15 protein-coding genes are annotated in these 15,628 nt (G+C 65.2%); 4 read left to right on the top strand and 11 right to left on the bottom strand.

Annotated elements, in window-relative coordinates:
• Nucleotides 1-3: 3 nt before the first annotated feature.
• Both G9408_RS08395 and G9408_RS08400 read right to left on the bottom strand, forming a co-directional pair.
• Nucleotides 4-978, bottom strand: a complete 975-nt coding sequence (locus tag G9408_RS08395; protein ID WP_168453600.1) for a diacylglycerol/lipid kinase family protein — start codon at nucleotides 976-978, stop codon at nucleotides 4-6.
• A gap of 7 nt (nucleotides 979-985) precedes the next feature.
• Nucleotides 986-1,492 carry a DUF2141 domain-containing protein gene (locus tag G9408_RS08400; protein WP_235957632.1) on the bottom strand — a complete coding sequence of 169 codons (507 nt, stop codon included), beginning with the start codon at nucleotides 1,490-1,492 and terminating at the stop codon, nucleotides 986-988.
• 134 nt (nucleotides 1,493-1,626) lie between these two features.
• On the opposite strand from G9408_RS08400, the gene lptF reads away from it, so the two are divergent.
• A complete protein-coding gene (gene lptF / locus G9408_RS08405; protein WP_168453601.1) occupies nucleotides 1,627-2,847 on the top strand; it encodes an LPS export ABC transporter permease LptF in 1,221 nt (406 codons plus the stop codon).
• Nucleotide 2,848: 1 nt separating this feature from the next.
• Complete coding sequence (gene lptG, locus G9408_RS08410; protein ID WP_168453602.1) at nucleotides 2,849-3,949, top strand: LPS export ABC transporter permease LptG; 1,101 nt, start codon at nucleotides 2,849-2,851, stop codon at nucleotides 3,947-3,949.
• 250 nt (nucleotides 3,950-4,199) lie between these two features.
• On the opposite strand, the gene G9408_RS08415 is transcribed toward lptG, so the two are convergent.
• Nucleotides 4,200-5,306 (bottom strand): fatty acid desaturase family protein, encoded by a 1,107-nt coding sequence (locus G9408_RS08415; RefSeq protein ID WP_168453603.1) that lies wholly within the window; start codon nucleotides 5,304-5,306, stop codon nucleotides 4,200-4,202.
• Between the two features lie 119 nt (nucleotides 5,307-5,425).
• On the opposite strand from G9408_RS08415, the gene G9408_RS08420 reads away from it, so the two are divergent.
• Nucleotides 5,426-6,595, top strand: coding sequence for an N-acetyltransferase (locus G9408_RS08420; protein ID WP_168453604.1), 1,170 nt, complete (start codon nucleotides 5,426-5,428; stop codon nucleotides 6,593-6,595).
• 219 nt (nucleotides 6,596-6,814) lie between these two features.
• On the opposite strand, the gene xth is transcribed toward G9408_RS08420, so the two are convergent.
• From xth to G9408_RS08455, 7 genes are all read right to left on the bottom strand, one after another.
• The gene (gene xth, locus G9408_RS08425) at nucleotides 6,815-7,585 is read right to left on the bottom strand and encodes an exodeoxyribonuclease III (RefSeq protein ID WP_168453605.1); all 771 of its coding nucleotides are present in this window, start codon (nucleotides 7,583-7,585) and stop codon (nucleotides 6,815-6,817) included.
• 165 nt (nucleotides 7,586-7,750) lie between these two features.
• Entirely contained in the window at nucleotides 7,751-8,092 is a 342-nt protein-coding gene (gene erpA, locus G9408_RS08430) for an iron-sulfur cluster insertion protein ErpA (protein ID WP_168453606.1), read from the bottom strand.
• A 101-nt stretch (nucleotides 8,093-8,193) separates the two neighbouring features.
• Nucleotides 8,194-8,829 (bottom strand): M23 family metallopeptidase, encoded by a 636-nt coding sequence (locus G9408_RS08435; protein WP_232014807.1) that lies wholly within the window; start codon nucleotides 8,827-8,829, stop codon nucleotides 8,194-8,196.
• A 179-nt stretch (nucleotides 8,830-9,008) separates the two neighbouring features.
• Nucleotides 9,009-9,800 (bottom strand): ferritin-like domain-containing protein, encoded by a 792-nt coding sequence (locus tag G9408_RS08440; RefSeq protein ID WP_210423325.1) that lies wholly within the window; start codon nucleotides 9,798-9,800, stop codon nucleotides 9,009-9,011.
• Between the two features lie 149 nt (nucleotides 9,801-9,949).
• Complete coding sequence (locus tag G9408_RS08445; protein ID WP_287406775.1) at nucleotides 9,950-10,414, bottom strand: peroxiredoxin; 465 nt, start codon at nucleotides 10,412-10,414, stop codon at nucleotides 9,950-9,952.
• The gene (locus G9408_RS08450) at nucleotides 10,411-13,119 is read right to left on the bottom strand and encodes a bifunctional [glutamine synthetase] adenylyltransferase/[glutamine synthetase]-adenylyl-L-tyrosine phosphorylase (protein WP_168453608.1); all 2,709 of its coding nucleotides are present in this window, start codon (nucleotides 13,117-13,119) and stop codon (nucleotides 10,411-10,413) included. Before G9408_RS08450 ends, G9408_RS08445 begins: the two co-directional genes overlap by 4 nt.
• A 143-nt stretch (nucleotides 13,120-13,262) precedes the next feature.
• Entirely contained in the window at nucleotides 13,263-14,057 is a 795-nt protein-coding gene (locus G9408_RS08455) for a response regulator (RefSeq protein WP_168453609.1), read from the bottom strand.
• Nucleotides 14,058-14,253: 196 nt separating this feature from the next.
• Here G9408_RS08455 and G9408_RS08460 point away from each other — a divergent pair, with 196 nt between their 5' ends.
• The gene (locus tag G9408_RS08460) at nucleotides 14,254-14,424 is read left to right on the top strand and encodes a NepR family anti-sigma factor (protein WP_168453610.1); all 171 of its coding nucleotides are present in this window, start codon (nucleotides 14,254-14,256) and stop codon (nucleotides 14,422-14,424) included.
• A 2-nt stretch (nucleotides 14,425-14,426) separates the two neighbouring features.
• On the opposite strand, the gene tgt is transcribed toward G9408_RS08460, so the two are convergent.
• The gene (gene tgt / locus G9408_RS08465; RefSeq protein WP_168453611.1) at nucleotides 14,427-15,551 is read right to left on the bottom strand and encodes a tRNA guanosine(34) transglycosylase Tgt; all 1,125 of its coding nucleotides are present in this window, start codon (nucleotides 15,549-15,551) and stop codon (nucleotides 14,427-14,429) included.
• Between the last annotated feature and the right edge of the window lie 77 nt (nucleotides 15,552-15,628).

Here is a 15,628-nt window from a genome sequence, read left to right on the forward strand (position 1 = left end):
CGCTCAGGCGGCGAGGCGCAGGAACGGCACGGGCTGGGTCGAAGTCAGGATGATCGGCATGCCGTTCTTGGCCTGAAAAATCTCGCCATCGAGAATCACGTTCGACCGCTCGCCCTCGATCCGGATCTCGTCGCCCTGCTGGAAGTGGACACCATCGAGCTGGCGCTGCCCCAGCGTCCCGCGCCAGGTGGCGCCCAGCATGCGGAACAGCGCGCCAAGGCCGCGCTCGACCGCGAGCAATTTCATCTGCCCGCTCTGCCCGGCGCTGTCGGTGGTGCGGATGCTGAGCAGCAGCTTTTCCAGCGTGGTCACGATCAGCAGCGAAAATTTGCCCTTGAACTCGCCCTGGCGGATCAGCGACACCGTCATCGCCTCGGGGCTTGGGGGCAGGCGCCCGCCGCCGAGGCCGAACATCATCGCAAACAGGCCCAGGATCGCGGCCAGGAAATGCGAAATGCCGTTGGGCAGCCCGAGCGGATAGATGCGATTGCGGCAATAGAGCATCACATCGGCGAGATAGGCACCGCCCAGGAACATGCCGAGCACCGGGCGCGTTTCGCCGCCGCTGTCGAGCGAGATCAGCTGGCGCTGGATCACATGATCCTCCAGCTGTCCCGAATTGACCAGTTCGATCACCCGCTGCAACGCCTTGATCGGATCTCCCGCGGCGCCAAGGTCGAGCGCGATCAGGTTGGTCTTGCCGTTCGGCAGCACCGCGACCGGCGGCGGCGAACCGCCGAAATGGCCGCCCGAATAAAGTTCGGTCAGCGCGGCCTGCACCGTGCCGTCGCCGCCGTTGATGACCACAACGCGCGGCCCAACCATCGCGATGGTGCGGATCGCCTCACCGATCTGGTCGACGTCCTCGACCTCATAATGAAAGATGTCGGGATGCGCCGCGCAATATTCGCGAACCCGCGGCAACAGGGCGCGGTTGCCGGTCGAACGCGGGTTGGAAAGGAGCGCGACGCTGGCCATCTGGTCCCTATTCGACCGGGTCGAACGACAAGCCGTTGACGTAGTTCAGTACGATCGGCACGCGCTTGGTGGAGCCGCCGACGGCAAAGCTGACCGTCGCCAGTTTGGGCTTCCGCTTGAAGATGAAATCGCTGACCTTCATGTCGGGGTTGCCCGACAGGCCGGCGCCGTCGCTGCGGTCCGATTTGCCGTTGCCGTTCATGTCGTGGCGAACCGACACGACATAATTGCCCGGCTGCTTGACCGGGACGCACACCGACATCGTCCCGGCGCGCGAGACGGGAACGTCGACGCGCTCGATCCACTTGCGCTTTTCCAGATAGCTGCTGTTCGCGCTGTAGATCTGGACCCGCACCGTGCCGGTGCGCGCCTTGAATCCGCGCACATCGACCTGCACCGCGGTCGCATTGCTGTTGCACAGGGCGGCTGCCGGACCCAGCGCAGCACCCTGCGCCGCGACGGGCGCAATCAGCGCTCCGGCGGCGAGCATACCGGCGAGAATAATTTTCGACATGACCTCAATTCCTCCAGAGGTTATAGCCACGCCGACAAACGCATGATGCACCTGCCGACACGGGCCCCTGTCGCCCTTGAATCGGCATATCGGAAACAACTGCGGCCAAATCATGGTGATGGGGCGACGAAAGATTGAATAAGCTGCCTGCCATCGACCGCTACATCGCGCGGCTCATCTTTTTTCCCATGCTGGGTACGCTGGTCCTGTCGGCGATGCTGCTCGTGCTCGAAAAGATGCTGCGGCTGTTCGATTTCGTCGCCACCGAGGGTGGGCCGGTCAGCATCGTGTGGCGGATGCTCGCGAACCTCATCCCCGAATATCTTTCGCTGGGCATTCCGATCGGCCTGATGCTGGGGATTCTTCTGGCTTTCCGCAAGCTTGCAACGACGAGCGAGCTCGATGTGCTGAAGGGCGTCGGGATGAGCTTCGGGCGGCTGATGCGCGTGCCTTTTGCCTACGCCCTGGCGCTGGCCGCGCTCAATCTGGCGATCGTCGGCTTCATCCAGCCCGTCGCCCGCTATGCCTATGAAGGCTTGCAGTTCGAACTGCGCTCGGGCGCGCTGGGGGCGTCGATCAAGGTCGGCGAGTTCACCAAGCTCGGCGACCGCATGACGCTGCGCATCGAAGAAAGCTATGACGACGGCAAGTCGCTGCGCGGCATTTTCGTGCGCGGCGACAATCGCGACGGCCAGCGCGTATCGGCGACCGCGGCGCGCGGGCAGTTCCTGGCCACCGACGACCCCAACACGATCATCCTGCGATTGTCGCAAGGCGTGCTGATCCACGAATCGCCCAAATTTGCGGTGCCGCGGGTGCTGACCTTCGACAATCACGACCTGCCGATCCCGTTGCCCAAGATCGAGGCGTTCCGCCTGCGCGGCGGCGCCGACCGCGAAATGACGATCCCCGAACTGTTCGTCGCGGGCAAGGACCAGAGCCAGTCGGAACAGACGCGGCTGGAATCGCGCGCCAATTTCCATTTCCGCATCGTCGAGGTGCTGTCGATGTTCCTCATCCCGCTGATCGCGGTGGCGCTGGCGATCCCGCCCAAACGGTCGACCTCCTCGCTCGGGGTCTTCCTGTCGATCGTGCTCTTGGTGACCCAGCACAAGATCAACCAATATGCCGAGGACATGGGCGCGCGCGGCGTCGTCGATCCGGTGATCGCGCTGTGGGTTCCCTTCCTGCTGTTCGCGGCGCTGGCGATCTGGATGTATTATGTCGTTGCGCATGTGCCGGGCGGCCAGCCGATCGGCGCGCTCGAGCGCGTTGCGGCAAAGACGGCGCAAAAGATTCGCGGGCTGATGACGATGTTCCAGCGCAAGCCGCGGGGCGTGGAAAGCCTGACCTGATATGCACCAGCTTCATTTTTTCCCGTCGCGCACGATGGCGCTCTATGTCGGGCGGCTGTTCCTGGTCCGCTCCTTCTCGATCCTGTTCGCGCTGGTGCTGATCCTGCAAACGCTCGACCTGCTCGGCGAAAGCGGCAAGATCCTGGCGGTCGCGGGCAACAGCGACAGCGATGTCTGGCGCTATGTCGGGATGCGGCTGCCGCAGATCATCGAAACCTTCCTGCCCTTTTCGGTGCTGCTCGGCACGATATTGACGATGGTGACGCTGAACCAGAACAGCGAGGTTATCGCGATGAAGGCGTCGGGGATGTCGGCGCACCAGGTACTCGCGCCGCTGTTCCTTGCCGCGCTGCTCGTCGCCGGGATCAGCTTTGCCTTCAACGAACGCATCGTCACCCGCTCGACCGCGGCGCTCAGCGCCTGGCAGAAGGTCGAGTATAAACGGGTGCCCCCCGACAATGGCGTGCGCAGCAACATCTGGGTGCGCGACGGCAACAATCTGATCAACGCCGAAACGGTCGAAACCGGCGGACCTGCGATCGTGCTGCGCGGCGTCACCATCTATGAACGCACCGGCGGCGTGCTGTCGTCGATGCTGAAGGCCGACAGCGCGCGCGCGGTGGCCGGGGGCGGTTGGGAAATGACCAATGCGCGCCGCTTCATCCGCCGGTCGGGGACGCTGGAACCGCTGGGAACGATCGTCGCGGCAAAGTCGGTGCGCCCCGACCAGTTCACGCTGGCGCAGGTCGACGGCGACGAGCTTCCCTTCCTGAAGCTGAAGGCAGCGATCGACGATCTGGAGGCCGCGGGCCGCCCGGTCGGGGCGCTGAAAGGCGTGTTGTGGCACAAGATTTCGGGTCCGTTGTCGGCGATCCTGATGCCGCTGCTGGGCGCCGTCGCGGCGTTCGGCCTCGCGCGGTCGGGCAAGCTGTTCATTCGCGCAATCGTCGGGATGGGGCTGGGCTTCGCCTATTTCGTCGCCGACAATTTCGCCCTCGCGATGGGGGATTTGGGCGCCTACTCGCCGTTTCTGGCGGCGTGGGGGCCGTTCATCCTGTTCGCGCTGATCGGCGAGATGATTTTGATCCGGACCGAGGAATAGGATCAGCGTCGGCTCGCGACGAACAACCTGCCATCCATAATGTCGTCATCCCGGCGAAGGCCGGGATCTCAACCTATCGTCCAACCGCACCGGCGAGATCCCGGCCTTCGCCGGGATGACGAGTTAGAAACAGTCAGTGACGAAAACGAACCGTCGCCCCCGCGCAGGCGGGGGCCGCAGTCGGTTTACGCAGCAGCGCGGGACCAGGCAGCTAGCGGCCCCCGCCTTCGCGGGGGCGACGTTCCATTCCTCAGGCCGCAGCCCCCCGCGCCGAACCGGCGACCAGATTCGCCACCAGCTTCGGCAAACTATCATAGTTCGCGCCATGATATTGCGAATCGGCGGGCAGCACGTCCTTCAACCGGCGATGCGCCTCGGCGAGCGCATGATAGGGGACACCCGGCAGCAGGTGGTGCAGCGCGTGGTAGCGCAGCCCTACCGGCGCCCACAGCTCGGGGAGTAGCCCCGGTGGCGGCACGTTGACGCTATCGAGGAACTGGCCGGTCACGGTCAGCACCTCGCCGTCATTTTCCCACAGATGCGCGACGAGCGTGCGGATCTGGTTGAGCACCAGCGTCGCCGCGGCGATCGTGCCAAAGATCAGCAGCGCGCGCAGCGGCACCCAGCCGAAGACGCCTGCGGCGATCAGCAGGCTCGACCACGCCCACGCGCCGCCCTCCTGCCACGCCCACATGCGGCGGAAATCGCCGTCGGGCGCCTTGCGACGGAACAGCGGGTTGATGATCATGCCCGAATAACGCTCGACGACGATCCGGCGCAGCGGCGGGATCAGGAACGACAGCGGGGTCAGCGCCGCATAGCGGAACAAGAGCGCCAGCGGCGCGAACGCCGCGGCGACCACGAACAGCGGCACCGTCCACGGCTTCATCAAGGCCAGAGGCAGATATTCGGGATCGTCGACCGTGCCATATTTGGTGCGGTTGTGGTGCAGGCTGTGGATGCCTTCATACATGTATGACGGGATCAGCAGCGGCACGCCGACGAGCAGGTTCCACGCGAAGCGGAAACCCGGCAGCGCGTTTTTGCGGATATGCGTGAGCTCGTGGATGAAGCTGCCGGCGCGATAGAGCGCGAGGATCGCGATCAGCGCGGCGGCGAGCGACCAAGCGAGCGTCGGCGCCAAAATGGCGCCCGCGACGCCCGCGTAACCGATGACGGTCGATGCCAGAAAATCGGTCCAATAGATGCGCGCCGACGGCGTGACGAGGTCGCGCGTCAGCTCCGACGCGGCGCGGATCATCGCCATGTCGTCGGCGATCGCCGACTTGGGCGTTTTCGGTGCCGACGGCGCGAAGGGGGTCGCGACCCGATCGGCAGAGGGATTGATCGTCGTCATAACGCTCGCTCTTCACCATGATTTCGTGGCAGCAAAATGGCCAAATGCGGGTCGCCAGCGCCGCGGCGATGCCCTAATGCGTCATCCGACATATAGGGTTGGCATTTCAGGAAACCAGTATGAGCGGACATTCGGACGGACCGATCACCATCCACCCGGTCAAGGACAAGAACGACCGGCGCGAGTTTGTCGAGCTGGCCTTTCGGCTCAATCGCGGCGATCCGGCGTGGGTGCCGCCGCTGAAGGGCGAGGTGTATAACCTGCTCACGCCCGGCAAAAATCCGTGGTTCGAACATGGCAAGGCGCAATTGTTCCTGGCGCGCCGCAAGGGCCGCACCGTCGGCCGGATTTCGGCGCATATCGACGAACTCGCGCTCGCGCAGCCCGCCGAACAGGGGATGGGACCGGGGACGGGCAACTGGGGGCTGCTCGAAGCCGAGGATGCGGAAACGACCCGCGCGCTGCTCGTTGCCGCCGAGGATTGGCTGCGCAGTCAGGGGATGCACCGCGCGCTCGGCCCGCTCTCGATTTCGATCTGGGACGAACCGGGGCTGCTGATCGAGGGGTTCGACAACCGCCCGACGGTGATGATGGGGCACAACAGCCCGCTCTATCGCGGCTGGATCGAGGACAGCGGTTATCGCCCGATCAAGCAGCTGCTAAACTACGACGTCCACGTCGCCGACGGTTTCCCGCCGCTGGTCAATCGCATCGTCGCCGCGGGCGAAAAGAACGCGCGCATTCGGATTCGCAAGGTCGACAAAAGCCGCTTCGATGCCGAAGCCAAGCTGATCATGGGCCTGCTCAACGATGCCTGGTCGGACAATTGGGGGTTCGTCCCGCTGACCGACAGCGAAATCGCCTTTGTCGGTAAAAAGCTGAAAACATTGGTGTTCGAGGATCTGATCCGCGTCGCCGAAGTCGACGGCGAGCCCGTCGCTTTCATGATTGTCTTGCCGAACATCAACGAGTTGCTGATCGACATGGACGGATCGCTGCTCCCCTTCAACTGGGCGAGGCTGCTGTGGTGGCTGCGCAAGCCGAAAAGTCGCACGCTGCGCGTACCGCTGATGGGGGTCGCCAAAAAGCTGCAGAACAGCCGGATGGCGAGCACCCTCGCCTTCATGATGATCGAATTCATCCGTCGCGATGCGGTGCGCGATTATGGCACCGAGCGCGGCGACATCGGCTGGGTGCTCGACGACAATCAGGGCATGAACGCGGTCGCCGAGGCGATCGATGCCAAGGTCAACCGGGTGTACCAGATTTACGACAAGCCTTTGGGCTGAACTGCTGGAGCTGGAGCGGAGAGTCGCTGCCGAATCCTCCCTGTCGCGAAGCGATGGGGAGGTGGCAGCGGCGCAGCCGCTGACGGAGGGGCGACAACGCCGGCGTCGCGGCCCCTCCACCCCTCGCTTCGCGAGCGGTCCCCCTCCCCATGGCTTCGCCACAGGGAGGATCAAAGGCGCCTGTTGCTCGTTAACCGCCGCTTTGCTTATGCCCGCGCTTCAAGCCAGCACCGCCCAGGTCGGCGCATGGTCGCTGGCCTTCTCCCGGCCGCGGTGGTCCTTGTCGACCCCGGCGTCGATCAGCCGGTCGGCGAGCGCGGGGCTCAGCAGCAGGTGATCGATGCGGAAACCATGATCGCGTTGCCAGCCGCCCGCCTGATAGTCCCAGAAGGTCCAGACATGCCCGCCCGGATGGCGGCTGCGGATTGCGTCGGTCCAGCCGTCGCCGAGCAAGCGGAACCACGCATCGCGCGATTCGGGCTGCATCAGCGCGTCGGTGGCCATGGCGCGCGGATCCCACACATCGTCGTCGTGCGGTATGACATTGTAGTCGCCGGTCAGGATCGTCGGAATTTCGGCGGCGAGAAGGAACTTCGCCCGCTCGCGCAGCCGCGCCATCCAGCGCAGCTTGTAATCGAATTTCGGGCCGGGCTGCGGATTGCCATTGGGGAGGTAGATCGACGCGACGCGGATCCCCTGGACGTCGGCTTCCAGATAGCGTGACTGCTCGTCCTCGTCTTCGCCCGCCAGCCCGCGCTGGGTTTCGACCGGCTGGGTTCCCTTGGCGAGGATCGCGACGCCGTTGAAGCCCTTTTGCCCGTGATAGAGAAAACCGTAACCCGCCGCCTCAATCTCCTTGGTCGGCATCGTCTCGTCGCTCGATTTCAGTTCCTGCAGGCAGGCGACATCGGGCTGGGTTTCCTCGAGCCATTCGATCAGGCGCGGCAGGCGGGCCTTGATCCCGTTGATATTGAAGGTCGCGATTTTCATCGCGCACCTATGCCAGCAAGATTGGTGCATAGACAAGTATCGGCCCGTGCAAACGCACCTCAATGCCTTGCACCGTAGCCCTGAGCCTGTCGAAGGGCGCTTCTCGGTGAGGCGCCCTTCGACAGGCTCAGGGCTACGGTGACTATTGTCTCCGCGGTTTGAGATCTAAATCGAGAAGCTCGATCCGCAGCCGCATCCCGAGGCCGCATTGGGGTTTTCGACCTTGAACGACGATCCGCCGAGCGAATCGACGAAATCGACGATGCACCCGCGCACCAGATCGATGCTGATCGGATCCACAACCAGTTTCACGCCATCGGTTTCGGTGACGATATCGTCGCTCTCGATGCTCTCGGCGAGGCCGAAGCGATAGGTGAAACCCGAACAGCCGCCGCCATCGACCGCGAGGCGCAACGCTGCCTGCGTCTCGCCCTTGCGGTCGGCGATCCAGCGGACGCGCGCCGCGGCGGCGGGCGACAGGGTGATATCGGAAAGCTGCGTGACCATGGGGGCTAGATAGGCGCTTTGTCTCAAATGAAAAGGGCGCCGCGACGGTTATCCCGCCTGGCGCCCCTCCTCTCCGACCCAGGAAAGCTCGTCATTATTCCTTATTCGGGACCGCCCATCGCGACATCTTTGCCCGTGATTGCGGCGATCGCCATCTGGTCCGACCGCACGAACGGCATCGGATTGACCGGTGCGCCTTCGATGCGGACTTCATAATGCAAATGGTTGCCGGTCGAACGACCCGTCGAACCGACATAGCCCAGAATATCGCCCTTTTTGACCTGCTGGCCGGGGCGCACAATGTAGGACGACATATGGCCGTAGCGCGTCTGGATCGCGTTGCCATGTTCGACTTCGACATAATTGCCGTAGCCGCCAAGGCGCTGCGCGCGGCCGACGATGCCGTCGGCGGTCGCGTAAATCGGGGTGCCGTGCGGCGCCGGAATGTCGATGCCATTGTGGCGCGCGACCTTGCCGGTCACCGGGTGGACGCGCATGCCGTACGACGACGACAGCGACATCTGGTCGATCGGGCGGCGCGACGGCACCGCAACGCCGAGCGAGGCGGTCAGGCCGGTGTCGAGACGCTTCCACGCCTGGAAAATCGCGCGGGCTTCGCTGTCTTCGCCCACCGACGGAACGCCAGCGGTGAAGCTGTCGTCATCGGGTTCGTCGGGAACGATAATGCCGGCATCGGCGCTGGTTTCGGCAGCTTGAACGGCGGGCGTTGCCGTCATGAAACATGCTGCGGCGCAGAGCATTGCGACTTGATGCAACTTCTGCGTCAGAAGAGTGTTTATCAAAATACGACCCCGCGTGTGCCATGTCGCCAAAGTCATCAAAAGGCTTTGGCGCCGGTGTTTGTTGGTTTGGATGATTGCTCATCCCCCGCGAAGCCTGTGTGCTATCCCAATGGTTAAGACGCAATAACACCATAGTATTCTTGCGTCAGACCGGCGTCGTGGCGCGCCGAGTCGTTGAACGGTGGCTTCAACGCCCCCCGAAATCGCGCTTTTACGAGGGTCTGCCACGTTTCGACGGCGTTGAATCCCCGTTCGTCGCACATCCAGCCGAACCATCGGGTGCCAGCGCGCACGTGGCGCACTTCGTCGGTGTAGATTCGCGACAGGATCCGCGCCGATGCGTCGTCCCCCGCGTCCCGGAAGCGCGCGATTGTCGGCGGCGTCACATCGAGCCCGCGCGCTTCGAGCACCATCGGCACGATCGCGAGCCGCGCCAGGACGTCGTCCGCCGTGACCTGCGCCGCTTCCCATAGTCCGGCATGCGCGGGCAACGCGCCATAATGGCTGCCGACCGCACGCAGCCGCCGGTCGAGCAGCGCAAAATGCATCGCTTCGTCGGCGGCGACGCCGATCCAGTCGTCGACAAACGCGCGCGGAAATTCGCTGCCAAAGCGGCCGACGAGATCGACCGCCAAGTCGATCGCGACGAATTCGATATGCGCCAGCGCGTGGAGCAGCGCGATTCGCCCGCGTTCGGAGCCGCCCTTGCCGCGCCGCGGCATCCGGCTGGGTTCGAGCAGTTCGGGCGCGGCGGGCCACGCGGGCTCGTCGGGCATCGCCGTATCGCAGCGATGATCGAGCCGCCCCTGTCGCCACGCGCGCGCCAGACCGCGCGCCGCGCGGCGTTTGTCGTGCGGATCCGGCGTCAGCAGGACCGCACGCGCGGCTTCGCCGATACTTTGCATAGTCATATTGCCGTTCGTCCTGAGGAGGGGCTGAGCCTTGGCGAAGACCCATCTCGAAGGACAGCAGCGCACCGTCCGCGTCCTTCGAGATGCCATTTCGACAAGCTCAATGGCTCCTCAGGACAAACGGATTGCAAAGGCACCATATCCTAGAGCGCCTTCGCCGCCTCCAGCACCGCTTCGGCATGCCCTTTGACGCGCACCTTGCGCCACTCCTTCGCCAGCTTGCCATCGGCGCCGAACAGAAAGGTCGAGCGTTCGATCCCCATATAGCTGCGCCCGTAATTCTGCTTTTCGACCCAGGTGCCGAACGCCTCGCACACCGCGCCGTCTTCATCCGACGCGAGGCGGACGGTCAGGCCATATTTGTCGCGAAACTTGCACAGCTTTGCCGGGGCGTCGCGCGACACCGCGAGCACTTGCGCGTTCAGATGCGCGAATTCGGGCGCAAGGCGGGTGAAGTCCTGCGCTTCGACCGTGCAGCCCGGCGTATCGGCCTTGGGATAGAAATAAACGACCAGCGGGGCGCCGGTCATCGCGGCGAGATCGATCGTCGCACCGTCGGCGTCGAGCAGCTTTACCGCGGGAATGGCATCTCCGATTGCGAGGGTCACGGCTTTGTCTCCTGCTGGGCGGGGCGAATCGAGGTCCACCAATTTGCGATCTCCTGCCGCGCCGCGTCATGCGCGGCAAGCAGTTGCGGCCAGCCCGGTTCGCCGCACTGACTGGCGACGAGTTGCCGCGCTGCCGCGGTCGGCGGCTCGCCATCGGGCGCGGTGAGGCGCAGCATCACGAGCATGCGCGCCAGCAAGCCATGCGCCGCGACGACCTCTGCCGGGACCAGCCCCGCGGCTTGCAAACAGCCGAGCGCCGCAGCGATATTGGGGTCGTGGCATTGGCCGCTGGCGAGCTGGGTCACCTGCATCGCGAATTCCATGTCGACGAGGCCGCCGGGGCCACCCTTGATATCGAGTGCGCCCTGCGACGGCTTGTGCGCCGCGATCTTGGCGCGCATTTCCGCGGCGTCGGCCGCCAGCCTTGCCCGATCGCGCGGCATCGCGAGCAGTTCGGCGATGATCCGTTCGACCTCGGCGCGCGCGCCGTCCGATCCATAGACCGGCCGCGCGCGCAGCAGCGCCATATGCTCCCACGTCCACGCTTCCTCGCGCTGATAGCGTTCAAAGCTGTCGAGCGTGACCACCAGTGGCCCCTGCGCGCCCTGCGGCCGCAGCCGCGTGTCGACATCGTACAGCTTGCCCGCTGCGGTCGGTACCGACATCGCCGCGGTCACGCGCTGCGCGAGGCGGTTGTAATAGGTGGTCGCGCCGAGCGGGCGCGGCCCGTCGGATTCGGCAAGGTGGTCGCCGGTGAACAAATAGATGAGGTCGAGGTCGGACGCGTGGGTCAGCGCCCTGCCCCCCAGGCGCCCCAACGCAAGCACGACAAGCTCGCTGTCCACGATCCGCCCGTGCGCCTGGACGAATTCGGCAACGGTCGCGTCGGCCAGCACAGCCAGCGCCGCCTCGGCGAGTTCGGAATAGCCGCACGCGATCGCCAGCGGATCGGTCGCCCCCGCGACGAGCTGAACGCCGTAGGCAAAGCGTCGCTCGCCGACATGATCGCGCACGCGGTCGAGCAGCCGTTCATAGTCGAGCGCCGCCAGACCCGGCGCCCATTCGGCGCGCAGCTGCTGCTTGTCGGCGGGGGCATCGAAGGCGCGGCTGTCGATGAGCCCCTCGATCAGCTGCGCCCGCGTACCGAGCGCGTCGGCGAGCGTCGGCGCGAGCGCAAGGACGCGCGTCGCGATCCGCGCCAGCGCCGGTTGCGCTGCGAGCAGGTGGAAGAAATTGACCGCGCTCGGCAATCCCGCGACCAGCTTGTCGAAGCGCGTCAGCGTCGCTTGCGGATCGGGCGCCGCGCCCAGCGCCCTGACCAGTTCGGGGAGCATCGTTTCGAGCGCGTCGAGCGCCGCCGCGCTGCGCAGCGCGCGCAGCTTGCCGCCGCGCCATTCGCCGATCGTCCGGACCGCGGCGTCGGGCGGGTCGAAGCCTGCTGCGATCAGCGCCGCCGCCAGGCCATCGTCGTCGCGCGGCAGGCCGGTGGTCACCGCGCGTTCGGCGACGAGCCGGTCGTAACAGCCACCAACGTCGGCGGCGACGGGTTCGAGCATCGCAAGCAGCGCCGCGCCGTCGGCGACGCCGTCGAGCCGCGCGACGCAATCGAGCGCCGCGGGCTGGACCGGCAGGCAGTGCGTTTGCTGATCCTCGACCATCTGCAACCGATGCTCGATGCGGCGCAGCGTGGCATAATGGCCCGACAGCCGCGCCGCGACGTCCGCCTCGACGCGTCCCGCCGCTGCAAGAGCGGCCAGCGCATCGACCGTCGCCGGAACGCGCAGCGACGGATCGCGCCCGCCGTAGATCAGCTGATGGACCTGCGCGAAAAATTCGATTTCGCGGATGCCGCCGCGCCCGCGCTTCAGGTCATAGCCCGGCCCGAACGCCTGCCCCTGCGCAAAATGGTCGCGGATCCGGTCGCTCATCGCGCCGATTTCCTTGAGCTGGCGGAAATCGAGGCTGCGGCGCCAGATGAAAGGCTGGATCGCGGCGAGGAAATTTTCGCCCAATGCCCGGTCGCCCGCCGACGCGCGCGAGCGAATGAAGGCGGCCTGCTCCCACGCCAGCGCTTCGGATTCATAATAGGAAATCGCCGCGTCCACCGGCAGCACGATCGGCGTCACTTCGGGGTGCGGGCGCAGGCGCAGGTCGACGCGCAGCACATGACCGTCACCGGTGCGCGCCGACAAAATCTCGGTCATCCGCCGCGCGATCCGCACCGCCGCTTCGGTCGGGTCGTCGCGTTGGCGGCGCGGCAGCGTGTCGGGATCGAAGATCAGGATCGGGTCGATGTCCGACGAATAGTTGAGTTCGTGGCTGCCAAGCTTGCCCAGCGCGATCACCGCCAGCCCGCGCGGTTCCTCATCGGGAACGCGCTCGGCAAAGGCGGCGGCGAGCGCGGCGTCGCAGGCCTGATCGGCGAACTCCGACAGCAGCCGCGTCGTCGTCGCAACGTCATGCTCGCCCGACAGATCGCCAAGCGCGAGCAGCAACGCCATTCGCCCGCGCCAATGCCGCAGCGCCCGCATGATGTCGTCGTCGGCGGGCGGCGCCGATACGGTCGCGAGCGCGACGTCGGTACCGTCGCCGAGAAAGCGCGTCACGTCATCGGAATGAATGTCAGCAAGGCGCGCAAGGAACGGCGCGTTGGCGGTCAGACGGTTGAGCGCCGTCTGGCGGCTGAGGGCGTCAGATGTCGTCATCGCGCGCCGCTATCGCCTGCCACCCTTATCGTATCAACCCCTCCTCGTCATTGCGAGCGTAGCGAAGCAATCCAGAGCGCGCGTAAACCGCTCTGGATTGCTTCGCTACGCTCGCAATGACGATACGTTGGGCGGACGGCGGCTCAGGCCGGAACCGTGCTTTCGTCGAAGAACAGCACCTGCGAAATCGCCGCGCGCAAGGTCGCGGGTTGATAGGGCTTGGTGAGCAGGAACGCCGGTTCGGGACGGTCGCCGGTCAGCAGCCGCTCGGGGAAGGCGGTGATGAAAATGACCGGCACCTTCATGTCGGTCAGGATTTCCTGCACCGCCTCGATCCCCGAACTATTGTCGGCGAGCTGAATGTCGGCGAGCACCAGCCCGGGCTGATGCTTTTGCGCTTCCGCCACGGCTTCGCGATGCGTCGTGGCGACCGCGACGACATCATGCCCCAGATCGCGGACGATCATTTCGATGTCCATCGCGATGATCGGTTCATCCTCGATAATCAGGATGCGCGCGCGTGTCTGGCGGTCGATTTCGTCGGTCGCTTCGGCAATCAGCGTTTTCACTTCGTCGTTGTCGCGGCCAATGATGCGGCCGGTATCTTCGGCATTGAAGCCTTCGACCGCGGTCAGCAGCAGCGCCTGCCGGGCCAGCGACGGAATGCGGCGCAGGCGCGCGTCGGCGATCGCAATGTCGGTGAGCTGCGCGGCGTCGTCGGCCGCCGCCGCGTCGGCCATGAGGCCGAAATTATCGTGGACCATCCGGTAAAGCTGGATGCGCAGGTCGCTGGCGGTATCGACCGCCGCGGGGTTGGCAACCAATGTTTCGAGCAAACGCGCGACCAACGCGTCGCCATTCTGCTGGCTGCCCGAAATCGCCCGACCATAACGCCGCAGATACGGAAGATGCGGCGCGATCGCCTGACCCAATGACATAATTTCCCTCCTGAAACGGGACTTAACCCGCCAAAAAACCGGCAAAAGCGGCCCAAAGCCGCGCCCGCCGACATAATTTCACCCCATGGGAACGATTTAGCCGCAAATTAGTTTCATGGGGAAGAACAAACGCGCCATTGCGGTTTGATAAATGCGCGGTTAGCAACGGGCCCCATGTTAAGCGAATGCTTCGATAATGCCGTCTGAAACACGCGCGCCACGCGGCGCCAATTCGGCAAAGGACGTGGAAAAGAAGGTTTCCACCAAGGGACAGGACGTCAATGGCGCCCTGCGCCGTGCGTATGAATCGACGGTCGATGAAACGATCCCGCAGTCGATGCTGGACCTTTTGAGCAAGCTCGATTGACCTCAGCGCTGATAGCGCGCCTCGAAATCACTCTGAAAAGCCGCAAAGGTCCCGGTCGCGATCGCGTCGCGCATCGCCTGCATGAGCGCCTGATAAAAATGCAGATTATGCTGCGTCATCAGCATCGCGCCCAGCATCTCGCCCGACCGAACCAGATGGTGCAAATAGGCGCGCGACCAGGTCGTACACACCGGGCAGTCGCATGATGGATCGAGCGGCCCCTGATCCTCGGCATGCCTGGCATTGCGGATGTTCACCGGGCCATCCCAAGTAAAAGCCTGCCCGTTACGCCCCGACCGCGTCGGCAGCACGCAATCGAACATATCGACTCCGCGCGCGACCGCGCCGACCAGATCGTCGGGCTTGCCCACCCCCATCAGATAGCGCGGCCGGTCGGCCGGTAATTGACCGGGCGCATAATCGAGCACCCCGAACATCGCCGCCTGCCCCTCGCCGACCGCGAGGCCGCCGATCGCATAACCGTCGAACCCGATCTCGGTCAGCGCCGCTGCCGATCGCGCGCGCAGCTTTTCGTCGAGCGAACCCTGCTGGATACCGAATAGCGCCGATCGTTCGGCATGTTCCCCGCCCGCGTCGAAGCCGGCGCGGCTGCGCGCCGCCCAGCGCATCGACCGCTCCATGCTCGCTTCGGCGCGCTTCGCATCGACGCCGTTCGGCGGACATTCGTCGAACGCCATCACGATGTCGCTGCCGAGCAGGCGCTGGATTTCCATCGAGCGTTCGGGGGTCAGCATATGCCGCGACCCGTCGAGGTGGCTCTTGAACGCCACCCCCTCTTCGCTCTGCTTGGTCAGTGCCGACAGGCTCATCACCTGATAGCCGCCGCTGTCGGTCAGGATCGGGCGGTCCCAAGCCATGAATTTGTGGAGGCCGCCCAGCCGTGCCATGCGTTCGGCGGTCGGGCGCAGCATCAGATGGTATGTGTTGCCAAGGATGATGTCGGCGCCGGTCGCGCGCACTTCGGCGGGGCGCATCGCCTTCACCGTCGCCGCGGTGCCGACCGGCATGAAGGCGGGGGTGCGGATCTCGCCGCGCTGCATTGCGATCGTGCCGGTGCGCGCGGCACCATCGGTCGCGGCAATCGAAAAAGCGAATCTAGCGGTCATCGCGCGCGCCTATGGCGGGCAGGAGGCAAAAAGTCGAGCGGCAGGCCGATCCTCCCTGCCGCGCAGCGGTGGGGAGG

The organism is Sphingopyxis microcysteis, assembly GCF_012274265.1.
Taxonomy (GTDB): domain Bacteria; phylum Pseudomonadota; class Alphaproteobacteria; order Sphingomonadales; family Sphingomonadaceae; genus Sphingopyxis; species Sphingopyxis microcysteis.